Consider the following 25,859-nt stretch of genomic DNA (forward strand, 5'->3'; position numbering starts at 1 on the left):
AATTAAAATGATAACCTCACAACAAGCACAAGATATCGTTCTTAATCACTGTCATTCATCACCTTGTGGTGAGCGATTTGCTATTTATTCTTGTGAGTTATCGCCTAAACAAGATTTTTGGATAATTCGTTGTAACTCTGAGCGTTATGTTATTTATAATCAACTAGAGCATTGTTATGTTGGTGTGAATGCCTATTTAGTGGGTACCTTTACGGGTAAAATTGATATCGTTGGCAGTGGGGAAAGTGTCGAGGATTTTCTGCAAGATATCTATGATGCCCAAACTGCTGGCAGTCAGTTTTATCTTCTTCACCCTACTTTTTCTAAAGAAAACAAAATTGCATTACTTAATTTAAAACAATGGCTAGGATGCGGATATACCGACACCATTAATTTACTCACCATTAATAGACATTGGTTTACTGGTAAACGCCGCCATTTACAACATATACAGATATTATTAAATAAGAGAGATATTAAGACAAAAATTATTTTAGCAGATAACACTAAAAGTATAGTTATTATCGATAATAGTACATGGTTTGAAGAGGATATAAGAAAAGAATTAAGGAAGGTTATTTTAGTTTGATGGTTTAATTATATTTATAATAAATTATTATGCTTGTATCCTGCTAAAAAATGTATTTTTACTTTTTCTAGTATTTTTTCATGTGGAAATTTACTGTAATATTCAACCAAATAGTCTTGGTTAAATATTATGAAAAAGAAAGAATTAAAAGCAATTAAAGGATTAAGTGAGGAGAACACAGAATTTCTTACATGTATTATTCTTCACATGTTAATTCCTTTGTTACCTCTTTTCTTGGAAACATGGAAAATGCAAGGATATCCATCAGACGCCACTCTGACTATTACAGCTTCAATGTACTCGATATCTATTGGCTTATCTTCTAGAAATAAAGCTATTTTTTCCCTGTGCTTTTTTATTAGTATACTTTTTTCTATGGCCTTTGGTTTTATTCTTAGTAATACAACAGAGACTTTACCTTTAGTAAAAATAAGTTCAATTACTACTATTGTCCTAATATTCTGCATTCATACTTGTGAACGCTATAACAAACATGTTGTTGAATGTATACCTTATTGGAACTTTAATAATGGGAGTTCACGTTAATGAATTTAATCACCATTCTTCCTGCTATACTAAGTTTATTAGGTACTGCAATTGCTTTTTACGCGATGTTGCAATCTACAAAGAAATTACATTCTCGTTTAAAGATAGAACGAAAACTTACATATAAATTAGCACAAGAACTTAAAAGTAGAAATATCAATTTAGATATTATTGATTTAAATAATCTCGTTGTTAAAAACAATAATGAGGAGAATATTCTTTTATTAAGGCGGCAAATTGATGATGCAATACACGTTGTTTTGCAAAATTTTGTTGAGTCAGAGCAAGCGTTAATAAAAAAATCATTGGAACAACCTTCAAAACAAGGTCAGATTCATTATCTTAAAAAGTTATTGAGTAATTCATGTCGAGTCAGAATGATTAAGTGTACCTCGTCTTGATTTTTTTATTAATAAAGATTTGTGTATTGATAAATATATAACTACTTCACCATAGTGATTACTGACTTTAAAATTGTACAGTTGCATACAAAAAAGCCACCAGTAACTTACTGATGGCTATTAGTTTTTTAACCTTTATCAACTATTGCTGATAAACGGTATTTTATTCCCACTCAATTATATTCTAGTAACTTAACCCACTGATAAATATAAATTATAATTAAATTAGATATCACTAACACCGTCACCGATACCGTCATTATAAAATCTGTCTACTTTTTCATCGGTAAGAATTGAGGAGTTTTTCCTTTGCTTCCAGCTCTGAAATACAAAGGTTGAGTGTTCTGGTGTTTTCATCTGCACGCTGAGCTTCACGCCCATATCGTTCAAGTGTTTCTCGTAATTGTCGAGAAAGTTCACTGGCTTTGGCTTTCTCAATTCGGCAGGTATTGGTGTTATCGGTACTTGCAACTTCTGTTTTCGTGGTACTGGTTGAGAACTGCACCCTGTCAAAGTGATTAAGAACACGATCAAGCAAAGCATCTGTGCGTATCGTATCATGCTGTTGTGCTTCATGATATATCTCCAACCTATTTTGCTGTTCATTGTCTGCGTGTTTACGCAGTTCAATATTTGTGGCCACATCCTTTTCATCTAATTGATTACCTGCAATCTGTTTATTCATTGCTCGGTTATCAAAATAAATACCGCCAGCAACAAAGCCAGCGGTAAAGGAAACAGCCAAAGCAATTAACGCTATGACGGTTTTATTCATTAACGAACCCCATTATGCTCTAATGAAAAATGATTACCGTCAGGACGAGTTTTAAAACGTCCGCCCCAACTTCCACCTAATGACTCCCAATACTCACCCAGTTCTTTATAGTCGCTGGTGGCTGTAAGGTATTTTCCGTTAGCATCAAATAGGTTGAAATCGACTGCTAAACGTTGAGTATGCAAACTGTTGCTAATACCCGATCCTTTCTTTGCATTAAGCTGTGCTTGTTCTGGTGTTCGATAAGCTTCACCAAACGTCAGCTTATATCCGTTCTGCTGAGCAAAGGTGATCAGCTTTGCAACCATACCTGTAAACGTATTCTGTTTATCGACTAATGACATATTCACCCCTTTATAAACTTGATGACATTGCCCTTACTGACCAACAACGTTGTGCAGATCAGGATATTGGCAAAGATGTTGTAGATATCAGCGTGATAATTAGGATCGAAGTAAGCGCGAATAGGTACGCTTGAAGAGTAAGCAAGAATGAGGAAAGCTAACCATCCACCTTTTTTACAGTGTTGTCTGCCGTCACGTTTAAAATAGAACACACGTAGAAATATGACGGTACAGATGATGGCATTAACAATAGTGAGCAATGTTTCGCATTTCATTGTTGCCCTCCTTGTTTCGGTATATCAGCCCTTCCGTATGCTTTTACGCTTAACTTAACCACAAGCAAAGCGGAAACAAAAGCACCTACGGCATCGATATGTTCGATTTCGTATTGCTCCGGTTTCACACCGAAAAGGCCAGTAACAGAAATAAAGATAGTTGCTGCGGGGCTAAAGAATATAAGACCACAAACGAAGCTTAGAAAGGCCAATAAAGACCTACGCTTAAAGTTATATTCAGTAGCTGCAGTGGTAAAGAAGATGGCCCCCAACAGTGAACCCATAACAACTTCTGCTGGAAGCCCTGCGAAGTAACCAAGAAAAGCAGTTGTGCCGATCCCAGCTTTTGTGTAGACATCTTCTTGCATGAGTGTAGTACCAGTGATTAATGAATAGTCATGATAATACATAACCAATGAGATAAACAAAAATGCAAAAAAAGTTAATAAATTGAAGTTTACCCCATAACACATAAAAATCATGAATATATACTACTGACCTATTTTTACATTAGTGGTAAAATTGCATAAATATCAAATTAACCCTTAGATTACTATGCAAAAAAAGAAATTTAGAACAGATATCAATGGAATGAGAGCAATTGCTGTCCTACTAGTTATCTTATTTCACTTTGACAATTCACTAGCTCCTGCTGGTTTCATTGGCGTTGATATTTTCTTCGTTATATCTGGATATTTAATGACCTCTATTATTTTGACAGGTATTGAAAATAACAATTTTTCCATTATTAAATTCTATTCAGCACGATGTAAAAGAATAATTCCAGCATTAATGCTTTTAATATTTATATTAGTGTTTCTATCTTATTTTTTGATAGAACCAAATGATTATAAGAAAATAGGTATTCATGCTCGTGACTCATTATTATTCATATCAAATATTACATATTTCAATGAGTCTGGGTATTTTGATGTTGAATCGATGGAGAAGTTCTTACTCCATACATGGTCATTATCTGTTGAGTGGCAATTTTATTTAATATATCCATTAATAATATTAGCAATCAGTAAGATAACGACATCAAGTAATACTAGAAAGTCTTTAGTGTTTCTTTTTTTTGTTTCACTAATATTGTCTTCAGTCATAACAAAAATAGATCCAAGCCAAGCATATTACATGATACACACAAGAGCATGGGAAATGATGGCTGGTGGATTAGCATTTGCATATCCTGTAGCAAAGGTTTCAGAAAAGAATAAAAAAATATTATTCTTTTTATGCCTAATTATAATTATATTTGCTTCATATTTTTTTGATAGCAATACACCTTGGCCTAGTTTTTATGCATCAATTCCTGTAGTAGCAACAGCTATAATATTAGCTATAAATTATGAAAAAAATTTCATATTAAGTAATCCTATTTTTCAAAAAATTGGTTTATGGTCTTATTCTATTTATCTATTCCATTGGCCTTTACTTGTCATAACTAAAAAATTAAACTTAGAACTAAGTTTGATAATATACTTAACAATCACTTTTATCTTAGCTATTTCTTCATATTATTTGATAGAGAAAAGAAGACTAAAAATAGTATTTATTATTCCATTCTATATTATTATTCTTATTGCTTGCCAATATATTGCTAAAGATGGAGTAACACAAAGGATAGATAAAAAAACACAAGAATATAGTAAGAATTATAAATTTTACTATAACCCATGGGTTTTATATAGAGATAAGCAAAATGATATATTATATTTTAACGAGAATTTACCATCTAAAAAAATAATATTGTCAGGTGATAGTTTTGCTTTAATGTATGTTGAAGCAATGAAAGAATATGGTGTTAATTTTGAATTATATTCTAATGAATCATGCAACACTACAATGATCAATGATTCATATAAAGGTAGTAGAAATTGCATTACAATGAAAAATAAATTCTTAGAAAGAATAGCTAAAAATGATGATTCGCCTGTAATTATATCACAACGGTGGGATTTGTATTTAAAAGGATTAGATAAAGTACAAACAGAAAATAAAATAAAATTATTTTTAGATAATTTAAAAAACAAAGGCCAAAATAGAAAATTCTATATTTTAGGTGATTATCATCAACCTAGTTATAATCCATACAGTTGTTTGTTAAACTCACAAACAATGCAAAGCAATTTTTTATCTGATTTACTTCACTCTGAAAGATGTGAAAAGATGGAGAGTAAAGATAAAGATAGCTTAAGGACAGATGTTGATATTGAAGGAATTTTTAAATTATTAACATTGCAATATGATAACATTGAATTCATTTCTATGAGAGATGAACAATGTAATAAATTCAGCTGTACAATTATAGAAAATGATAATCCTATAATTATAAAACCTCATCTCACAAAGTTCGGTGCGGAAAAATTCACTAAATTTATTATGAATAAGATAAATTACAAATAAAAAAACCACCTTTAATGAAGGTGGTATAAAACATTAAGAATAATAGGATTCGTTATGGAACCTATTATTCTTTCTTCTCACAAATAATTGCTTTAATTGCAACCTGCATAGAGCGCGGTAGTGATGTTGGTTTTACTTTCATCCTATTCAGGGTTATTAAAGCACCAGAAGAACTACTAATAACAAATGATTTTCCTGAAATATTAGAAATGGACACCGTTCCGCCATTTACCCCAAATAGCACAGGAAATCCAGTTATCCCTCCGTGGGTTATCAGGATACCATTTGATTTGTCTATTGTTATATTTTCAGAGACAAATGGTGGAATGCTTGATGAGCTCAAATCTGGTGCTCTCATCAAATCACCATCTTTTGAAACTGCAAATGAAACATCCATTAAAAAAGACAAATCTATAGCAAATTCATTATTCCCAACAGAAGCAACTGTAGGGAAACATTGAACACCAAAAACCTTACCTCCCTCATTCATTTCAACATCAAGACCAAGTATCCAGTTAGCTCTGCTTTGTAAGTAAAGTCTAACTTTATCTTCAAGCATTTCTATTCTAGAAATATTTATCGTTCTATATGAGTAACCAGTGTTCGACTTGTCAAATAGCGTTAAATTTCCGTCAGAACCAACTAATAACCTACCATACGTATATCTCCATATTTGGTCTTGTGGTAGCAGTGGAGTTCCATACATTTCAGTTTCAAATTCTGAGGAAGAGTTTTTATTAAATAGAGAATCAACAATAACACTGGCTGATTCATTCCCCATAATATTATAGCCATTTTGAGTGTAATGCACTCCTTCTCGTAATAACCCATTGCCAATGGTAAATGTCCCGCACCCAGAATAAGCCATCACCATCCAGTCGTAAGACTGGCATAGGTAATCTTGAGCGGCTTGTATACCATACCAAGATGTTTCTTTTCTATTCTGAGGGCATCCAACTCGATATAAAAAACACTTATTCAGCCCCATATCTGAGCGCATATCTCTAATTAGTTGATCTAATGTATCTTGATATTCCTGCTTTTTAGTTCCTAGCGTCATGTCTGTTTCACCTTGGTGAAACAGACATGACTTATATCCTATTGATATACCATCTCTATTTGCGACAAACATTGCGGAGTTAAATGAGCTAATCATCTTATCATAGACGGTATTTGATGGGGTTAATGGCTTTGATAGTTCAACAATAGATGATTCACCTCTAGCACAGGGAATAATTAGAACCTTTCTTCCTGTTTTCCTTATGTACTTATTAGCAAACGCAGCCCACGCGTGACCAGTACTTACATTTCCTGAAGAATAAGGGAGAGCTTTAATTATTTTTTTTATAGTATTATCTTTATAGTCATAATACATTGCACCATCGATAACATCTGGAAATCCATAAGTATCTTGAGCGTACCCAACCGCATTTGATTGTCCATACACAACAAATACATCATATATATCTCCATGATTAAAATATTGATTTATTAGCAAACCAGAAGCTTCACTTAAATTATCAAAATTAACATCACCAATTAAACTAGAACCAGAATCTTTTGCTAATTCAAGCAAAACATCACTTGCTGTTCCTTTTTCAGGCAATATAGTTATTGGCTGGCCATTATCATCAAATGCTAAAATCTTATTTGACCTTTGTTTTGTATCTGGAATTGTATTTATTATTTTATCGCGTACCCGTAAAGTTTTTCCATAGGAATTACTAACAATAGCATCTACATATTTTTTATTTGTAGCATCACCTTCTTTTTTAGGATCTCCTAAATTTTCAATCCTGTTATTTTTAGCATCATAATATTTAGATAAATAACTGGGCTTACGCAGACATAATGATAAAAAAACCAATGCCTTTTGAATTAACATTGTTAGATAATCAAAAGCATCTTCATGTACTTCAGCAAAGAATTTCCCCTGATTACGTAAGTCAGTTTCTTGTACAACAGGTAAATCACGTTCTAATAATATCTTCCAGTCTTTGGCTAATGGTTTATTTAAAACCACCTTACCGCCATGATAAGAACCAGCTCCCACAATAGTGTAATCAGTACCATCCTTTAATGTTGTTTCATTACCATCACTGTCAGCAACGACAACAATCAAATGTCTGCTTTCAAAGATACGGAAGCGGAAATCAAAATCCGTTGTTACTCCATTGCCCACATACTCTTCATGGCTTAGTTCAGTAGATACAGTCATTGCCCATCTCCTCTGGTGTTAATGAGGATATGATACGTTTAACTATAAAATATATCCATATTTGCAATAATGGTTATCAAATGGATGATTAGATTAACCATTTAGATAAACATTTTAATGCATTTACGTTATTATAGTTTGCGTGACCGTTTTCATTAGTGAGGACTTTAGCAATGGAAAAGAAGTATGAATACCCTGCACCAGCTAACTATCCAGATGTAGTGAATACCGATGAAGGGATTGAAAAATTAATTACGAAATCAAACCTTGAAGCACTTTTAACAAGGATGGGAGAAGATGGTCATGATGTATCAGCTCCACTTGTAGAACTGATTGCAATGAGAAACTTTATAGTTCAAAAGATGAGAGGCAATAAAAATATAATACCGTTAGTGGAATGTATTTTGTTTGAGCTTAAGAAGTAAGGTAAAGCACCGCTTAGACGGTGCTATTTACATATTATATGTATTTGTCTTTACCAATAAATTTTAAATTCTCTTTGATCTCTTTAATTAATGAGGTATTAAAATAATCTTTTTTATTCAAAAGCATACAAGCTGTTAATTTTATGCCATCTCCTTTAATAAAACTATAAAGTGTATTTACATCACTTGAAGAATAGATTCTAAAGTTATCACCATCAGGAATAATAAATAAAAACTGCCTTGTTGTTACTTCATATTTTTCCCATTCATCCCAATAGATGCTTGATATTCTAACATCATCACTACTAAATCTCCCTATAAAACAATCACAAAATTCTTTAATTTCAATATTTTCACGATACTCATTCGTCATCGGTTGCAATATTCTTTCTTTTACTATTAACACATCATATTTTTCTTTTTCTATTTCATTAATAGCTGATGGCAATAATTCATTATTTTTAAAAATTAACTCTAAAAACTTAATCATCACATCTGTTATCGAATAAAACTGTTGACCTGCTCTACCTTTAGCTGCTTCATATAGCAATCCGTTATATGCTAGATTATTAATTGATTTCAACACAAAACCATCAGTAGAAGAGGATATCTCAATTAGTTTATCATTTTTATTTTGATATCCAGATATCTCAAATTTATTATATATATAATATTTCCTTGCTAATTGAACATCATATACACTCAAAGATTTTAAAATTCTAGTTATCTCTCTTCTTTCTTTAATGTCAAAATCAGAATTGGAGATATTTAAAGTAAGATTGATATAATACTCTAACTTATCATTCTCAGTGTCTTTCATTACATAATCTATGATCTGCTCTGCATATTCAGGACCAAGAGCCTGTAACTTATTGGGATTATCTTTATAATTTATGCCATAAAAGAACTCAACTAGTCTTAAGACCTCATTCCCATCTAGGTATTCAATCAAATCACTTTTAAATTGTATTACTTGCTTAACTCCAGGTATAAATGATAGCCCTACCCACCTTGTTTTGGATAAAAAATTACTATTTTTTTTCTCTTTTTCTTTTTTGAAGAATTCAATTAGCTCTTTTTTCTTTTGTTCATTATCTGCTGACATATCACCATCTCATATCATTAATATTTCTTACATACTAATCCGCCCTATTCTCATTTCACACTCCCATTATGGTCAATAACTAAATAAAAAATTGCAATAACATAACCATTTTGGTAATTTACAACTCCTTATTTATGCGCCATAGTGATATTACATCAGCAAAATCTGATGTCGGGATTGGCGTCCTGAATCTATCTAAACGGCGCATACACCGCGCAAGCGGTTTTTTTGTATGTGAAATACAGTTACACCTATTCAATGGTGGGCTGTGTGGGGGCATCGAAAGATGCGCCAGTATCCGTTTAGGCTGGTACGCCAACCCCATACAGTTCACCACCAGTAATTGGCGTTGCTAGTGGTGATTACCCAAACTAAACGGAGTAATCATTATGACTAATCAGTTTCCTATCAATTTAAATCCTGAAATCGTTGTTAACAACAAAGGTCAAGCCGTTACCTCTTCTCAATCTGTGGCCGCATTTTTTATCAAGCGCCATGATGATGTTCTAAAGAAAATACGCAACCTTGATTGCTCACCAGAATTTCATAACCGCAATTTTGCGGAGATGTCCATTAACCTAAAAATAGGCAATGGAGCCATGAGGAAAACACCATTCTTTCAAATGACTAAAAATGGATTTGTATTTTTAGTTATGGGTTTTACTGGAAAGAAAGCAGCTCAATTTAAAGAGGCTTATATTTCCGAATTCGATAGAATGGAAGCCGAACTTGCAGAAGAACGTTATTTATCAATTGGTAATTCAACAGATAAAAAAGGCCTCATAGCACTTGTCGATCAGTTACAACGCACCATCCATGAAGGTGAGTTTATTCCTGCTGGGCAAGTTGCCAAAGAATATAGCTTTCCTCGCACTCGTAAAAATCGCATCGAATTACTGGATGATTTTATGCGTAACCCAAAGAAAGATGTTTTACACAATCTCCTCACCTATCTAAAAAAAGACGGTCACAACGTTGATGAAGCTGAAAGAACACTGCGTTGGGTTCGTGAATCGCTGTTAGAAATGAATGGTGCAATGCAAGAAATACGCACACACCATCAATATGTAGAAAGTTTGATTAGCCGATTATAGTGACAAGTAAGCACCAGTTTAGGCTGGTGCTTTTGTTAAATTGGTTTAAATGAAGATATAAATTTTTCCAATATCTCTAAATCTGTTTCACTGGCTTTTCCTAGCAAGTAATTAGCACTAATTCTTAATATTCTCCCATTGAAAATTCCAGTATAAGTATTTTCAAAAATAGGGTATTGCATTTTATTTTTAACAAAAAAAGAATAATTCAGAAAGTTATTTCCATTTATTAGTGAATTAGGATTTATTTTAACCATAACAATATCACTATCAACTATTTTTGGTGCACTTCCTTTTATCATTATTTTTATAAATTTTTCAGCAACAGACGGGGTCTTCATAGCTTGAATAAATTCAGTATTTGATTTAAAAAAATCACTACCTTCAATTTTCTGTCCATAAGATATTTGGACTTCAACTATTGATGAACATTGCTTACATACATATAAATCTGCAACAGGTGTTCTTGCGACTTCCCATCCTAGTTCGTTTACTTCATATAGCTCGCCTTTTTCATATGCAAACGTATATATTGGCATTGTTAACAACAAGCATAGAATTAATTGTATTATTTTCATTTCATCTGCTCCTCAACCTGATTCAATAATGGTGACAAATAAAACAAGTTTTGGAAAGGTAATAGTTTGAGTAAAAATGGGTTAACATTGTGGTGTAAAAACTACATGGGTCAATCTAAATGAAAACAAAAAAATTTTTAATTTACTCACTTGTATTTGCATTAGGCGCAATTAGCTACCCACTTGTAAACATGGGCTGGGAACAGATAAAAAAGGATGAAAGCATCTTTCTAACTGATTCAAATGCTAATTTCTTTAAGGAATATGTAATACCACTTCCAGAAGATGAAAAACCGAATAACAATTACGATGTTTTCATCGCTTATAGTGATGATTCTAAAATAGAATTAAATATTAAACTAAAAATGTTTACTCATGATGAAACAACTAATTTTTTAGAGTTTATCGCTAACAAACCTTCCTTAATGAAGGATTCATTACGTGAAATGTATTGTAAAAAACTAAATGGTGAACCTCTATTTCCAGACTCAACACTGTATCCATTCATAACCGCAAGAGAGAAAAATAAAAATATAATACTTAATTATTATGATAAATCAGGTGAAACGCTTATTTTTGGATTTGGTATATCCCCATTAAATTGTATATAAAAGCCGATACATATCGGCTTTCTAATAAATTTATTTCAGATTTTCTTCAACTTTATTAAGTATCGGAGTAAAGTAAGGCAGATTCTGCCCTGGTATTATTTGTCTTGCTGCTCTGATCGGGCCATCATCAAAGTTACCACTTAGAATGCCACTCGATATCTCACGTAAGTTTTCTAATGTACCAAATGTAGGGCCAGCAATCGAACTCAATACGCCTCTACTAGCATAGCGTGATTGCGTTCCTGTTCCTATCATAGGACCTAATCCAACCGTTCCTTCACTGGCTTTCTCTAATATGTTATTAAATTCCATTAATGGACCTAATATACCTGAGCGATCAACACCCTCAATAATAAGTTTCTCGGGTGACCAATCGATATCCCTGCCAGCTAATGTATTTTTAATCGCATAAGTTAATGAACCTAGCATAATTTGCAGAGCCATTCCGTAATAAAAATGAGCATCTCCAGCCTGTATTCCGCTTATTGTTGCACGATTAAATGAGCCAAAAATAAACGATTTAAATTGGAATATATGTTTTCCAAACAGACCACTAGACCATAATGGAGTATCACCAATACCAGGAGTTATAACTGTATTATTAACGTCTTTCATGACGGCAGATTCAAAAGCACCGCGAACAACAGGATCATCCCATTTACTGCTATTACCTATACGCAGTCCATCAACTGTTTCACCATGTTTAGCAAATTGTTGTTGAATACGGCCCAGCATGCCTTCATCAATACCTAGCTTGGCTAGCCTAGCATTAGAAGCCTGAGACCCTAGAATAATATCCGCAGTATTTATACCATTTATTGTCTTATGGAAAGAGTTCCATTGATTCATTAGAGTCAAATTTCCAAATTTACCAGTCATATAATCTAAACCAGACTCTAAGGCACTACGTTGAGCATATCCATCTGTCAAATCAGCTATTGCTCGACTACGGTCTGATAAGTATACATCTAGACCAACGCCCATTTTTCTTAGCTCTTCCTTACCAGCTTTCCACACATCACTACGAGATAACCATTTACCATAAACGTTAAATGTTTTACTAAAGCCATTGACCATAACGGCACGAGCAACATCAGGGATTGCTGAAACAGTCATCCCACCAAGCATAGTTAAGAAGTTGAGATTACGCAGAACATTACCAGCTCGAATAAATGCATTTGAAGGGTTATCAGGACGTTTATAGACACCTAAAGCCCTATCTCTCATCGCCATGATGTCTTCTACATCACGTAGCTTCAACTTACTTAAGCGTCTAATTTCACCTGATTTTTCTAGCGCTTGAATAGCTTCTTTTTGTGCTGCATCAAGCTCTTGATTAATAAATTTAAAATACTCCTTTTCTGACATGTTATTTTTCTTATCAGCATATTTAGTTTCAAGTTCTTTTCTTAGTACCGAAGGATTACCTTTCATGAGTTCGTCATATTCATCCTCGATGCTGCGTATTGTTCGCTCCATCGAAGATTCACCAAAAGCACGCGTTAACTCAACATTAGGAGCAGCATCTCGTATATGATGTTGCAAAACATAGCGGACATCATTCTCCAAAAATTCTTCAATTAATTCATCAGGTATCGCTAAAGTTCGAGATTTAGTTGAGCCAGGTAGCTTAACTGAAAAAGCATTGGCATAGTCTTGTGGTCTCATGGCTCCAGTAATTTTGTTAATTACTTCATCAGCAGCAACTTCCAAGTCTTCCAAAACTGCCTTTTCGCTTCTTGACCAGTAGTCCGTTAATATTTTTTTAAATTCGCTTCGTCTAGAAAGTATTTCACCTACACGATACAAGCGAGGAAAGTAGCTCATGCCACCTACAAGCTTTAAATCACTTGGTAAAAGACCCACAGCTTGTAATTCAGCCCTCACATTATCTAAAGCCGGTCGCAGTGCACGAGCTGTTTCCTGAACAACAGGGTTTGCACTTGTATCATTTCTACGCATTGCTTTTGTCACTTCAACAGCAAAATTAAAACGTCTGCCTGTTCCACCAGCAGCACGATATTTAGCATAGCCACTATTGGTAGTTATAATGACTGCAGCTTCATTACGTGACCACATTCTAATTTTAGTTTCAACAGCTGCAGGTGTCGCAATTCCTTCAAGATTCTTTGCTGTTGTGAAATTATTTTCAGCTAATAACTGAGCTGTTCTACGAGAGGTAACGGCTGGTGAATCCATTAAACGCCCGATCGGTGTCATTTTCATGACAGAATTAGCCCAATTCGGTCCTTTCATTGCTTCTTGAGCTAATGTTGTTTCTGCTACCCTTTGAGCGCCAACACTACCACCAGAGAGCGATTGAGCCAATGAGTTACTAATTTCATTAGTAGCTCTCTTTTTTACCTCTGCGCTTATCAAGTGACCAGCACTACCAACCATACCGCCCAAAATAGCACCTGCAGTTGTATGTATTACGCTTTCTTCAAATGTTCTAGTGTATTGTTGCTGATGTAATATAAACTCACTAGCTGCAGTGCTTAGACCAACCGTTGCTGCGGTAGTAGATGCTTTTGCAATAAGCCCTCCTTGCGCACCTGGAATCAACAGGCTTCCTAGTGTTATAGGATCCAATAACCCCGCAGTGAAAGAAGCTAGAGTACCTTGCCAACCTGATTCAGCTAAATGCTGTCTATCCTGATTTTCATTATCTATTTGTTGTTTTATCCATGCTGTTTCTTGAGGAGAACGTGAGTCTGCGAATTTTGTAGCCCACATTCTGTAACCATCTAACTCATTAGGATCATTGTAAGGGTTATAATCATCCTCTCTTTCAAAATCAGGCGCAGGATTAAATAACCCTGAAAGTATATTATACTTCCTAAATGCAGCGCCCATCACTGACGGGCCTTCTTCTTGAGGTTTTGGGTTAATTCCAACTTCATACGGCGTATCCCAGCCTTTAGTATATGGAAGCGTAAAGTTATTAGCAGGTCCTTCTGTTTCTGGATAAATTGGCATTATTCATTACCTCCCCAAGAAAAATAGCTACTTAATTGCTCTTTCTGCCTTTCAATACGTTGTTCATGAGCTTGTTCATACTGCTTATCAAACTCATCATGACGATCATAGAATGCTCTCCTTGCTTGACCTTTAGCATCTTGCTTAATTTCATATTCAGCGGCTTCTGCAAGTAAATCTTGATATGGCTTATAACTCTCTAATTCAGGCTTATATCTTATTTTAGAACCTGATTCATCATGATAAGGCTGTAAAGTTGGTATTCCATTCTTATCTTCTTTGGAAATAAATATGGCGTAATCACCATTCCTAGGTGTGAGATGATCGACAACTAAGATAATTTCACCATCAACTATGGGTTTAGGTTTATTCTCTGAAGTATCAATTCCTCCTGTTGTGTTATTTACTCTGAATCCTATATCTTGATTGCTTTTACGCTCTTCACCATATTTTAATTTCCATTTCTCCTCTTCCCATTGTTTTGCTTGCCATCCATCAGGCCCTCCTTTATATAATGCTTCTGGGGCATATTTCATTAATTCTGCTTTGCCGTTTATTTCAGTGATAGACCATTTTCTTGATATTTGCTGATTGGTCATCTTTTTGGTGATTTCATCATTACCACCAGCAATTCGATAATTAAGGTCATATAAAGATTCATAATCATTTCTAAATAAGGCTGCTTCATTAGTCTTATCAGTAGCAGATGGATCAATACGAAAAATCTGCCCTAGATCACTCACAAAGCCTTTTGCTGACTTCAATCGATTATTTTTATAATCAGTAGAAGATTGATCTTTTGATAACTGCTCTTTTACATCATCTGTTTGTTTATATGTTAAGTTATAAGCATGTTCTACAGATTTTGTATCATCTACACCTACGCTTCTAAGTTGATTTACTTGTAAATAAAATGCCTGCTTTTCTTTTGACATACCTGTTATTGCTGTTGGGTTTGTTTCATATAATCGACTAACAAAGTCAGCGGCAGGCAACACTGTTTTTGCATCTTGGGTAACAGCGGCAGCGTTAAGATGGGATAATAATTGCGTAGGAATAATCCCTGTATTTCCAACTAGCTTAAGAACACCTGTTACCTGTTCTTCATTGCTTAAATTAAGGTTAGCAAAATGAGATGCATAATAACTATCGGTGGCTGCTTTATTACTTTTGCTACTTGGATCAAGAGGAATGCCATAATTAATTGCATTTGAAACCATTTGAGCACCTTGATTAGCCTCCCATGCTTTATCAAACTCATTGAACTTAATACGCATCTTTTCATATCTCTGCTGTTGAGCAGCAAAGTTAGGAGCGTTAGGGTCTTTAGGTCTATTCTGTTCTAAAATATCAGAGCGGCTATCAGGGCTAACCTCTCTTGCTGCAGCAATTATGCTTCCATATTTCAATTGTTCTTGCACTTCCGCATAGGCTTTAAGACCTTTATATTCCCCATACGCTCTGGTATAAGCAGCTTCACTAGGAACATTTGTAGGCTGCAACCCTTCATCTGTAGCAGCATAAATATTTTTATTAATTAAAGATATTTCATCAGAATACTGCTTTCTTCTTTCACTTTGCGCAGCTTCACCTTGTTTTCTGATTCGGTATTGCTGCATAGGTGTTAGTAGATTCCACCATGGGCTATTAGTATTAGTAATTTGCCTACTTTGCGTTTGGTATTGTGACGCCTCTGGTTGTGGTAACCTAGTAAACCCTAGTGCAGCTTGAAGACCTGTGTTTACTTGATCGTCTGTAACACTATGCTTTCCTTCCATTTGCATAATAGCTGTTGTGATATTCTTCAACGTTTCGATATTGCTAACATCAATCGGTATATTCGGATCAACACCTAATTTATCTGAGACGAAAGCAATATATTTATCTGTTTTATTGCCATCTTTTTCTGGCGCATAACGGCTAATTATCTGGTTTATCGTAACAATACCGTTATTGCGATAAGTAAGTAGATTTTTACCTAAAGCACGTACACCATGCTCTGGTGTGGCAAAACGAACAAATTCACCATCATCTCCTATTTGCCCTTCCCATTTGTTATCAGAAACTCTGATATTACCCGGATTATTATTTCTTCCATTTCTATCATCAGGATCAGAAGAACTATTTGATGTATTACTTGGAACACGAATAACACCACCAATATCTGATGGTTCACCTATTACATTAAATGTTCCCATAGCATCAGTTGCCATTGCATTCTGTGCAGCAGTCCAAGCAACTTGATTGTTAAAATTATCTACTTTTGCTGAAATTTCTTCCTCGCTAATACCACGAGCACGATTGAATTCAACAATACTATGTTGCCCCAATGTCATAAAACTAATAAAAGCTTGAGGATTATTGAAACTATCAGAAGCATTTTTTGCATAGCCAGCGACAATCCCATCATTCCGACTAGTTTCAAATGATTGAACTTCTTTTAATTCATAAGATTTAGTCTGATTAGCATACTGTCTTTTAATCACATTAAATTGTTTAAGAAAATCTTCTTGTGAACCTTCAGGCAATTGTGACATTAACTCTTGCCCTTTTGATTCTATATTGAAAATTATTTCATCAGATTGACCAACTGCATTTTTACCTTGCTTCGTGTATAAACCCGTTTGAGGATTATTAAACAGATCATCTGCATGGTCTTGGAGTTGCAATAATGCATCTTGCGCTAGTGCAACATTGGCTCTTTGTTTTGCTTCTGCAAATAAACCGACATATTGCTCACCAACACGACCAAATCCAGCGCCAAAAGCATCAGGTGATGATTGAACAGAAAACCCATTATTTGGTAACTGCTCAGGCATAACCGTTCTATTATCGTATGTAGGAACCTTGGGCATGATTAAAATCCTTTTGGTGCTTTAGCAAATGTCTTACCCGCTTTCGCAGCACCTGAGCCACCACCACCGAACGGACTCCATGTACCACCAGCCAACTGATACGCGCCATAAGCTTGAATAGGAGCTGTTAATAACGTTGTCATTGCGCCCATGTTGCCTGAACGTCTTGCCATTTTTGCATTAAGGCGATCATTCTCAGCTTGCATACGATAGCCATACGCTTCACGAGAAGCGTTATTTACCATAGTTAACGCATCAAGCTCACCCATTGCGGCAGTATCACCCAAAATATCTAAAGCACCCGCAGTACTTAAATCAATGCCACTGGCTGACATTGTTGCCGCCTGTGTGCCGGCTAATTGGCGAGTACGTCTACGCTGTTCTTGTGCCTGAGCGTTTCCTTTATTAATTGCATCAAGTGCAGCATCTTCATTAATTTTGGCGTTTTGATTAGCCACTGATGCTTGAAATTTACCATCGGTATATTGTCCGTATGCTTGCAACGCAGAAGTACCAATCACTGCAGCCGCTAATGTTGTTGGTTCACACATTATTTAGCCCTCAATGTAAAACGATGGAAAGGTAACTGAAGTAAACCTGCTGGCTTTGCTTCTTCAATCTGAAACCCCAACCAATGGAGCCACGCCTTAGCAATATGATTACGTTCATCGACATAATTCATCAGTGTTGGGTATTGCCCTAACATCTGTTTTAAGATGGGTTTACAGCGCCGTAGAAAGGTTTTCTGATGTTGCTCTAATAAGTTAGAACCCACCAACCAAGGAACACCTAAGCCAGTCAGTAATGAGCCAGAAGCAACACCAAAAATAGTCACCACCTCATTATTAATAATGCCGGCATAGGCTTTAGTAGAAACAGATAAGCCATGTCGTAATACCTGCTCAGGTGTTTGCATTGACATAGCGTAGAACTCATCAACATCAGCTTGTCTTACATGTGGTAATAAACGAACAATATGTTCATGAGTAGCAGGAATGATTTGTACATGATGTTTTTTCATATTAGAAACCACCAGCATCAATACGCGGAATAACAGAGAGCACCGCTAACGGTAAAGGATCAACCTGTCTAATAAAGACACGTCCGTTTTTGCTCCAATCTGCATCTAAATTAATTTCAACAATGCCTGTGGCATCATCAACAGGATTGTCGTAAAACTCGAATTGACGTTGAGGATACTCATATAGCCGTTCTTTTTCAGTACCGGCCCAAATACCCCGACTACTATTTACAATTAAGCTGGCAACCTTAATAAGCTTCTTCTTATCAAGTAATGTTTCTTGCCCATTGATATGGATATCAAGCGTTTCTAATTCGCTGGTAATAGGTAATCCGATATGTACTACGGCTGATGGCGTATCAATTTCCACTGTACCATTGGTGACAATGGCCTGCGGTGAAACATTAGCATCGGAAAGAATATTAACTGTCTTACCTTCAAGATGATTTAAGCCAGCAAAGCGATAGCGGGCTATGCTCCATTCAGTAGTGGGCGTATTTTGTAATACTGGTGGAATATTGCGATTAGCAGAAATAACCACTTGATTTTCAGATACATACTGAACAATCTTACAGCGAAGCTCTTTATGTTCATTATCTTCAAAATAAGGAATATTGACGGCACTACCAATATCAGAAGCACTAAAGACAGGATCACCTGAAATCACTAATGGATAGTTTTCTTGATAGTTCCACTCACCCGCTCCACCAGTGATGGTTGCTGTTTTTGATATATCAGTATTTCTACCGTCATAACTTAAGCCAGAATCCACAAAGAAAGCATCTTCTGTACGAGTAAATAAACGGCTGGCTAATCGTTCTACATACCGAACCTGTTTACCGTTTACTGTGCGCTGAACAATAAAATAAGCTGAATCTTCATTGCCTTCACTGATGGAACATGTGGACTCAAATTTCCCTTCTGTCGATTGTGGCGCCCATGCAAAAACTTGTTGTTCTCGTAAATAGGTTAAAGCCAACATTAACCCATCGTCACGTATGCACCATGCAATAGAATATGGAACCGTAGTAAATGACCAATCAACAATGCGGTGACGTTGAAATAGGTGATTTGCCAACATAGTTAAGTCAGTGCCTTGATACCCATCCACATCAAAGGAGTACGATAAATCACGCACGGCACTACCTTTCTCTTGTATATAAAGCGCAATATTCGCAACAGAGATTGGAGGTAAATCACTTGAGCCGTTAGCACCTTGTGATGACATTGAAAAACTGGAAGGTGTAAGTACTTTGTTCTGATCGCCTGTGATTTGATATTCACCGCCTGAGGTCAATGCCACCAGCGAACCGACATCAATCAAATGGCGAATTTCATTAACTTGACGACCTGCATACGTGTAGATAATGCGATCATCATCTTGAATAGGATTGTTGCGCCCAAAGTCTTTATAGTCACCGCTACGACTGGCCCATATCGTTTGTGGGTAGGCACGAGATCCGGCAAAGAATAAACGTTGTTGATAATAAACAACGGTGCTTGGATAACCATCAACATTATTCCACACTGCACGCGCCCATTTATGGCTTGCATTATCTTCACCAACGGCATTGGATGGAATATAAGAGATCACCTTTCCTGTGGCTGTTTTGCCATCTTCACTAACAGTTTCAATTTTTACGATACCAAAACCACTATGCAAATATTCCCACTGGATCCCTGTATCACCACCCCAACCATCCCAGCTCATTCCTTCAGTATGAGACGGTCTTAGTGTTCCTGTTTTACCGCCACTATTGGCACGATAGTAGTTACTGTCAGCACGGCGTTGATCATTAAGGTTGGTTGTTTTATCTGTTTCCCATACAGGAACCGCATCAATATCACGTTGCTCTAAATAGAACTGCTTACCTATTTGCTCGGTACCAAAAATATCATGCGTAGACGTTAACGTAATTTGCCCCGTGCTTGCACTGGCATAAACTTTCATTGCCTTATCGGTATTGATATCTTCAAAGGGACCGTTCTTGGTTTCAACGGAGACTAACTTCCAATCATCATGATCGTAACGCTGTAACTCCATTGGTGGATAATCAGTATGAACAATCGTCATAACATCTGCTGATTGCGTATACTTCAAATCAAATAAATCAGCTTCTTTATAAAGTGTCGCTAATTCAAACACTTCGCCTTTATGTTCACCATCAGCATAGAGAACCTGCCCACCATCTTTAAATACGCGAATATAACGATCACCAAACTCTAACGCATAGGTTTGTACGGTGCTGAATTGGAAAGGAATAAGGCGAGACTTCTTATTTTGATACTTTGTTTCAGCAATAAATCGTGTGCCTGGTCTATTCTCAACGCCACCATATTGACGAACAATAAAGTTATGGCACTTGCGCAGTGCAGTTGAATACTTCGCAAGATCAACACGACCATATAGGCTTGGTGCAATTTCACCGCCTGAAAAACTAGGTTGAATAAGACTAAATGGCATTATGACAACCTCGCTAGTGTGAATTCATCAATATAATCAGTTGGCTCTGCTGACTCACTTAATGAATGTGCTGCCGCACTTTTAATAACACCTTGGTAAATTTGTAATGCCTCACCACCAATACCCGCATTTGATGCCAATGGACGAGCCAATTCAGCCGCTAAACGCCATGCAAGCGCATCTTTAAATAACGCATCAAACATATTGACGTCAGTAATACGTGCAACATATTCAAGCCATGCACTTGGATGATCAGTAAAAATTAATCGACCAGTCCCGTTTTCATCTGAACCAACATGAAAATGGATTGCTGTATCTGGTCTACGGTACTTTTGATGAGGTTCGACAATACCAATGGCTTTTAGACAATCATTAGGATAGCGATAGGCATACGCCCAATTAGGTGGAGGATTATTTGTATTGGCTAATGCCACCTTTTTAGTTGCAAAGTTCCAAGGAAAATCGGCCAATACACTATCACGGCATTGCGCATAATGAAGGTTGCATTGAACGGCTTCTTTGCTGGCTTCAGTCATGCTATTAATTGAACGACTATTACCAATGCGACTTAATGCAATATTGCAAATTTCAATTTCTGAGGCCATATCATTTATCTCCAATAAAAAAGGGGCTTTCGCCCCCCTTTATCATCGGGGGTTAAACCCCAAGTTCTTTCCGCTTTTCATCTATTGCGGTGCGCATTTTATCTGCGCCCATATTGTGATGAGGTGCTTTACCAAATAGCTGGGTATATTGCTCACGAAGCGCATCAAGGCTTGAATCAATTGCCACACCTGAACCGCTTACAGCAATATTACTTATGCCTTCACCAGTATTATCACCAGCCCCATCAGCCACACTATGAGTATTAAGTCGAGCATCAGCGCCACCAATTAACGCTAAGTTATTGCCAGCTATACCGTCGTACTCAACCTCTTCACCGATTTCAAGTAGACGCCCAGCGATAAATGATTTTTTTAAAACCTTATATCGTGACATGTCACACCTTATTGAGTTGCAGCATCGTAAATAGGATGAGCATCAACAGTTAGGTTGATACCCGCAGTGAACTTACCCGCTGTTAATGGCCCTTCTGCAACAACATATTGCAGGCGCAGATACTTCAGAACGCCTTGAGGTACTTTCGCCACAATACGTTTACCTGCATTTAAATCGGCAATTGGTATAGCAACAGATTCAAAGATAGATTTAGCATCAGAGAATTTATCGTCTGTAGCGGTTTCTAACTTGATTTGAACAGTCGCTTCACCTGCTGCTTTAGCCTGTTCAGTCACTTGTTCAAACAGCTCTAATGGCTCACCAATACCGATATCACGAAATGCACCATGCACTGGCGTTAAGTCGATAATTTGCTTACTTACAGCAGATGCAGTAACCGCCTGATCCAGTGAAAAAAGCGTTTCTTTATCTAAAATCATTTTGACTATCTCCAAATAAATGAAAGTTAGCGGAGCCGTTAAACGACACCGCAATAACTTATTTCACCTGATCTTCAGTCGTTAAGATGGCATCAACACGGCGAACAGGAATTTCATCGAATGAAACAACTTTCTTACCGGCAACTTCTGCCATGGAAATATTGACGTTTTTGCTGTTTTTAATTTGACGACGCATCCAGCTACGAATTTGCTGGTTACAATAAAAAACAGGACGCCCCATAGAGAGGTTAGGGATCTTCTCAATTGCTTGAATAAACAAGTCTGGTAAATCGAGTGTGTCCGCTTTTTCTGGATCTTTACCAATTTTGGATAAATCAATATTGGCGATACGGACAACATAACGCCAGTCACGAACTGAGATACCATTTTTCCATTGGAAGTGAGTACGAAAGCCTTGGTATTTACCTTTGTTCTCATCTTCTAAAGTAACTTCACCTAAATGGTTTTGTTCTAAACCTGCTTTAGAACCTTTAGGGAAAATACCGTGAACAGTGTTTTCACCCCATACGACTAACCACACAGAAGTTAAGTTACTGCCAGTACCACCAGCATCAATGATGTTGACTGCATTCTTTGCTTTCATATCGTTAAAGCGTGCAGCTAAACCCGTAAAGCGCTGAGGATGAACCGTAGCATCACCATAAATAACTGTTTCAGCCATTTGCTGGTTCATTGACTCTAAGAATGCAATTGATTCAGACAATAGAAATTCATTCTTTTGCCCGTTCAAATTAGCAAGGTCTTTATCAACTTCAGAATAGGTTTCAAGCATACCAATCGCATCAGTAACCTGTGCTGTGGTTGATTTGCTTGGTGGTACACCATAGTTAAGTAAGCGCCATGTTGCAGATGGTAAACCAGTACGAACGGTTGTACGGTGACCCGTTGGTAAGTTACCTTCAACGAAAACCATATCATCAAGGATTTCATTAGACTGATTCAGCAATTCGACGATCTTCGCTTGCTTGCTGTCAGGGCCTTGTCGTTTAGCCCAATCAACGAGAGTTAAAGCAGGCATGTTATTTCCTCTTTGTTATCCAAATAAAACATCAGCAGCACTTTTACTGCCGTTACTGTTGCCAGTGACAAGACCGTCCTCTGACATTGCTTTGCCAACACTGGCAAAGATACGAATAAGCTCAGGATGGTTACCTAGTCCTGACTCTTCTAAATACTGTTTCAGCTCAGGTGAACCAAACTTATCCATTGCTTTTTGTGCCGCACCGATAGATTCAGCGGAACCAAGCTCTTTATCTGCTTTAACAGTTTCAGCCCATTGCTCTGTCTGTTTTTGCCAACCTTCAGCAAGTTGCTTATTAATCGCTGGCATGATTTTAGAACCATAAACATCAACCAGTTTTTGCGCTTGTTCGTTGTTTAAATTCAGCTCACGAGCAATAGGCTCAAAGACTTCCAATGCACCTTTATCAAGCTCTTGACCTTCTTCTGGTGCTTTAAATTCATACTTTTCAGGCGCACCTACATCTGATTTATTGGCATCATTTTTCTTATCAGCCGGCTTGCCTCGCTCTCCACCATTCTCTTTTTCAGTGCTTTTATTAGGATCAGCACTGTTTGCTGGTGGCTCATTTTTATCTGTTGCTGATGTTTCTTGAGTAGGTTCTGTTGCTGTACCGCCACCGCCTTCACCTCCCTCGCTGTGTTGCTCGTTATACAAGCGACGCATGATTAGTTTCTGCCATAAATTCATGACTGTTTCTCCCGTTGTTAAACGCTTGGTGTAGCTGCTTCATTTGCCATTTGCGCATAAAGCTCAGGGCAAACTTGGTGTAATTGATTGAAAACTTTTAACCCATAGTTACGCTCGCCTTCTCTAAAGGCAGTTGCATAGGGATCGTTAGAAAAAGAGCTACGAAATACGCCAGAGTCAGAAATCAAACGCCAAATAACAGCACGCCCAGCCTCTGTGGACATAACTTCTTTTAGCTGCTGTTCTTCTTTCTCTTGCCTATTTTTTTGTTGAATATCGTATTCAGTGCGAGCAATTCTCTCGTCTTCATACGCATCAAATGGATGTGTCATTGAGCACCTCCACCAGCCATAACTGACAAGGCACTATCATTATCAAGATTGGTATCACTGAGCGTTTTAGCACCATCAATAGCAGACTGTGCCATTTGCATCTGTGCCATTTGTTGTTGCTGTGTTTGTCGTTGTTGACGTATGGCTTGTACCTGCTCATTGGTTGCAACGATTGTTGGAGAAACACCAATAGCCGACGCATAATTATCAATAGCATCATCAGCATTAAGCTTGTCGAGAGCTTCTGGTTTAACTCTTGCCAGATTGCCAACAAAGCCAGCAAAGCGTTCGATACTGCCAACGCCAATCGATTTCTGTGCCTGAGCCATTACAGAAATGTACTCAACCTTTAGATCCATTCCTTGCATTTCATCAGGCGCAACGGGAAGTAAGTTTTTGTTTACCAAGATTGAGAAAGTGCGATTAATCAGCTTGTCGAGTAACTCAGAATCAAGGCGTTGCAGAACAGGCCCTAATTGCAATAGCTTCTCTTCTCGCATCTCAACAACGGCTTCAATCGGCATAGAGCGCGTATTCACCATTTGCATCATGCGGAATAAATCGACAAAGTAAGCTGTATCAATCAGTTGACGGGTATCTTGAACATCTTCAAGTAGTGCTTTCAATGCTACGGGTTGAACATCAAAAATCGTTTGAATTTTATTAGTAGGATTGGCCTCATCAAGATAGTTAATGCCTCCGGGTATGGTATTTACCCGTTGGTTTTTTAATGAGGCTGGTACTTGTAAAGGTGGGTTGGTCAGCTTATCAATCATCTGCGCTTTACGTTTTTGCATTAATTGAAGTGCTTTAGTGCCACCTAACGCCAACATACCAGGACAAGATGAGCCGTAAACATCTTCACCATTCACTTCCCAACGTGGCGCCATAATAGGAAATTCATCATAGCCAGACTCACGTAACACTTTCTCGTGATCACCCGCCACTTCAAGATAAACGGATTTAAAAGGCTTGTGCTTCGCCTCTAACTTTCCTGATTGTCGTTCAAGGTTTGGATATACGGCATGAACCACTTCAACCCATTGGCTGTACTGGCTTGAATTCCACATTGATTTAACAGTGTCGCTAACGCTATCAATCCCGAACTCCATTACCAACTGGCGAACGGTCATCGTAAATTTGCGATAACAAACATCAACACTCAGGCTCGGGCTATTCGCAATGTAATAACTGCCAAGGGGGAAATGAACGGTACGAATAATACGCTGACTATCTTCAACAACCGCCATTGCAGCAGTGCCGAAAGTACCTAAATCACCATACATCAACGGTAATGACTGATAGAGATTAGAACGATTGAACACTTCGTTCATGCGTTGTTCTGTGGTTTCTAGCCAAAGTTTTACAGGGCCATAATCCATTAAATCAGGATCAGGTGTCGCTAAACGAAACCAAGGACGAGCAGGACTTGTAATGCCTGACATCATGCCACTGGAAAGCACCGATGAAGCTAAAGATGCCGTAGGGTCAATGATCTTACTATTACGGCGATCACCTCGATTAACATCAGACGCAGTAAAACGCGTACTACGAGGACGAGTGAAATCTGACAATTCACGCCAATGCGGTTCAAATGAGCTACGCTCTGTATCCAACTGATTAAGTTGTTGCAGTAGCTGTTGTTTCAATGGCGTTGACATAGTCAC

The 25,859-nt window shown here is 36.9% G+C and carries 26 protein-coding genes; 7 read left to right on the top strand and 19 right to left on the bottom strand.

The window, feature by feature from the left end; genetic code table 11:
- Positions 1-7 precede the first annotated feature (7 nt).
- From D7029_RS10855 to D7029_RS10865, 3 genes are all read left to right on the top strand, one after another.
- Positions 8-589 (top strand): hypothetical protein, encoded by a 582-nt coding sequence (locus D7029_RS10855; RefSeq protein WP_194950673.1) that lies wholly within the window; start codon positions 8-10, stop codon positions 587-589.
- A gap of 129 nt (positions 590-718) precedes the next feature.
- On the top strand, positions 719-1,135 hold the full coding sequence (locus tag D7029_RS10860; RefSeq protein WP_194950674.1) for a hypothetical protein: 417 nt from the start codon (positions 719-721) through the stop codon (positions 1,133-1,135).
- Positions 1,135-1,536: a hypothetical protein gene (locus D7029_RS10865; protein WP_194950675.1), complete on the top strand. Its 402-nt coding sequence runs from the start codon at positions 1,135-1,137 to the stop codon at positions 1,534-1,536. The genes D7029_RS10860 and D7029_RS10865 overlap by 1 nt, the downstream gene beginning before the upstream one ends.
- 280 nt (positions 1,537-1,816) lie before the next feature.
- Here the strand turns inward: D7029_RS10865 and D7029_RS10870 are convergent, their stop codons facing one another.
- The 4 genes from D7029_RS10870 to D7029_RS10885 are packed head-to-tail and all read right to left on the bottom strand — an operon-like array spanning position 1,817 to position 3,298.
- Complete coding sequence (locus D7029_RS10870) at positions 1,817-2,311, bottom strand: hypothetical protein (protein ID WP_194950676.1); 495 nt, start codon at positions 2,309-2,311, stop codon at positions 1,817-1,819.
- Complete coding sequence (locus D7029_RS10875) at positions 2,311-2,655, bottom strand: M15 family metallopeptidase (protein ID WP_115349912.1); 345 nt, start codon at positions 2,653-2,655, stop codon at positions 2,311-2,313. The genes D7029_RS10870 and D7029_RS10875 overlap by 1 nt, the downstream gene beginning before the upstream one ends.
- A 2-nt stretch (positions 2,656-2,657) precedes the next feature.
- Positions 2,658-2,930, bottom strand: coding sequence for a phage holin family protein (locus D7029_RS10880; protein ID WP_004243326.1), 273 nt, complete (start codon positions 2,928-2,930; stop codon positions 2,658-2,660).
- Positions 2,927-3,298, bottom strand: a complete 372-nt coding sequence (locus D7029_RS10885) for a putative holin (protein ID WP_194950677.1) — start codon at positions 3,296-3,298, stop codon at positions 2,927-2,929. Before D7029_RS10885 ends, D7029_RS10880 begins: the two co-directional genes overlap by 4 nt.
- A 187-nt stretch (positions 3,299-3,485) precedes the next feature.
- Between D7029_RS10885 and D7029_RS10890 the strand changes: the two genes are divergently transcribed.
- Positions 3,486-5,339 carry an acyltransferase family protein gene (locus tag D7029_RS10890; protein WP_194950678.1) on the top strand — a complete coding sequence of 618 codons (1,854 nt, stop codon included), beginning with the start codon at positions 3,486-3,488 and terminating at the stop codon, positions 5,337-5,339.
- A gap of 64 nt (positions 5,340-5,403) precedes the next feature.
- Here D7029_RS10890 and D7029_RS10895 read toward each other — a convergent pair whose 3' ends face one another.
- Complete coding sequence (locus tag D7029_RS10895) at positions 5,404-7,557, bottom strand: sialate O-acetylesterase (protein ID WP_194950679.1); 2,154 nt, start codon at positions 7,555-7,557, stop codon at positions 5,404-5,406.
- A 173-nt stretch (positions 7,558-7,730) separates the two neighbouring features.
- On the opposite strand from D7029_RS10895, the gene D7029_RS10900 reads away from it, so the two are divergent.
- Positions 7,731-7,982 (top strand): hypothetical protein, encoded by a 252-nt coding sequence (locus tag D7029_RS10900; protein WP_194950680.1) that lies wholly within the window; start codon positions 7,731-7,733, stop codon positions 7,980-7,982.
- A gap of 34 nt (positions 7,983-8,016) precedes the next feature.
- Here the strand turns inward: D7029_RS10900 and D7029_RS10905 are convergent, their stop codons facing one another.
- Positions 8,017-9,087, bottom strand: a complete 1,071-nt coding sequence (locus D7029_RS10905) for a hypothetical protein (protein WP_194950681.1) — start codon at positions 9,085-9,087, stop codon at positions 8,017-8,019.
- Between the two features lie 389 nt (positions 9,088-9,476).
- On the opposite strand from D7029_RS10905, the gene D7029_RS10910 reads away from it, so the two are divergent.
- Positions 9,477-10,181 (top strand): Rha family transcriptional regulator, encoded by a 705-nt coding sequence (locus tag D7029_RS10910; RefSeq protein ID WP_194950682.1) that lies wholly within the window; start codon positions 9,477-9,479, stop codon positions 10,179-10,181.
- 35 nt (positions 10,182-10,216) lie between these two features.
- Here D7029_RS10910 and D7029_RS10915 read toward each other — a convergent pair whose 3' ends face one another.
- On the bottom strand, positions 10,217-10,759 hold the full coding sequence (locus D7029_RS10915; protein ID WP_194950683.1) for a hypothetical protein: 543 nt from the start codon (positions 10,757-10,759) through the stop codon (positions 10,217-10,219).
- 119 nt (positions 10,760-10,878) lie between these two features.
- Between D7029_RS10915 and D7029_RS10920 the strand changes: the two genes are divergently transcribed.
- Positions 10,879-11,370: a hypothetical protein gene (locus tag D7029_RS10920; RefSeq protein ID WP_194950684.1), complete on the top strand. Its 492-nt coding sequence runs from the start codon at positions 10,879-10,881 to the stop codon at positions 11,368-11,370.
- Positions 11,371-11,400: 30 nt separating this feature from the next.
- Here D7029_RS10920 and D7029_RS10925 read toward each other — a convergent pair whose 3' ends face one another.
- The 12 genes from D7029_RS10925 to D7029_RS10980 all read right to left on the bottom strand — a co-directional run bounded on the left by D7029_RS10925 (position 11,401) and on the right by D7029_RS10980 (position 25,853).
- Positions 11,401-14,106, bottom strand: a complete 2,706-nt coding sequence (locus D7029_RS10925) for a hypothetical protein (RefSeq protein WP_228766668.1) — start codon at positions 14,104-14,106, stop codon at positions 11,401-11,403.
- Positions 14,107-14,348: 242 nt separating this feature from the next.
- Positions 14,349-17,204, bottom strand: coding sequence for a hypothetical protein (locus D7029_RS10930; protein WP_194950686.1), 2,856 nt, complete (start codon positions 17,202-17,204; stop codon positions 14,349-14,351).
- A gap of 2 nt (positions 17,205-17,206) precedes the next feature.
- Complete coding sequence (locus D7029_RS10935) at positions 17,207-17,755, bottom strand: hypothetical protein (protein WP_004243338.1); 549 nt, start codon at positions 17,753-17,755, stop codon at positions 17,207-17,209.
- Complete coding sequence (locus D7029_RS10940; protein WP_228766669.1) at positions 17,755-18,225, bottom strand: hypothetical protein; 471 nt, start codon at positions 18,223-18,225, stop codon at positions 17,755-17,757. The genes D7029_RS10935 and D7029_RS10940 overlap by 1 nt, the downstream gene beginning before the upstream one ends.
- Position 18,226: 1 nt before the next feature.
- On the bottom strand, positions 18,227-20,689 hold the full coding sequence (locus D7029_RS10945) for a hypothetical protein (RefSeq protein ID WP_194950688.1): 2,463 nt from the start codon (positions 20,687-20,689) through the stop codon (positions 18,227-18,229).
- A complete protein-coding gene (locus D7029_RS10950; RefSeq protein WP_194950689.1) occupies positions 20,689-21,294 on the bottom strand; it encodes a hypothetical protein in 606 nt (201 codons plus the stop codon). Before D7029_RS10950 ends, D7029_RS10945 begins: the two co-directional genes overlap by 1 nt.
- A 52-nt stretch (positions 21,295-21,346) precedes the next feature.
- Positions 21,347-21,688 carry a hypothetical protein gene (locus tag D7029_RS10955; protein ID WP_194950690.1) on the bottom strand — a complete coding sequence of 114 codons (342 nt, stop codon included), beginning with the start codon at positions 21,686-21,688 and terminating at the stop codon, positions 21,347-21,349.
- Positions 21,689-21,696: 8 nt separating this feature from the next.
- Positions 21,697-22,128 (bottom strand): Bbp16 family capsid cement protein, encoded by a 432-nt coding sequence (locus D7029_RS10960; protein WP_194950691.1) that lies wholly within the window; start codon positions 22,126-22,128, stop codon positions 21,697-21,699.
- A 58-nt stretch (positions 22,129-22,186) separates the two neighbouring features.
- Positions 22,187-23,167 carry a major capsid protein gene (locus D7029_RS10965; protein WP_004243350.1) on the bottom strand — a complete coding sequence of 327 codons (981 nt, stop codon included), beginning with the start codon at positions 23,165-23,167 and terminating at the stop codon, positions 22,187-22,189.
- Between the two features lie 15 nt (positions 23,168-23,182).
- A complete protein-coding gene (locus D7029_RS10970) occupies positions 23,183-23,860 on the bottom strand; it encodes a peptidase (RefSeq protein ID WP_194950692.1) in 678 nt (225 codons plus the stop codon).
- Between the two features lie 17 nt (positions 23,861-23,877).
- The gene (locus D7029_RS10975) at positions 23,878-24,192 is read right to left on the bottom strand and encodes a hypothetical protein (protein WP_194950693.1); all 315 of its coding nucleotides are present in this window, start codon (positions 24,190-24,192) and stop codon (positions 23,878-23,880) included.
- Positions 24,189-25,853, bottom strand: a complete 1,665-nt coding sequence (locus D7029_RS10980; RefSeq protein WP_194950694.1) for a portal protein — start codon at positions 25,851-25,853, stop codon at positions 24,189-24,191. Before D7029_RS10980 ends, D7029_RS10975 begins: the two co-directional genes overlap by 4 nt.
- Between the last annotated feature and the right edge of the window lie 6 nt (positions 25,854-25,859).

The sequence above is a fragment of the Proteus vulgaris genome, from assembly GCF_016647575.1.
GTDB lineage: Bacteria > Pseudomonadota > Gammaproteobacteria > Enterobacterales > Enterobacteriaceae > Proteus > Proteus mirabilis_B.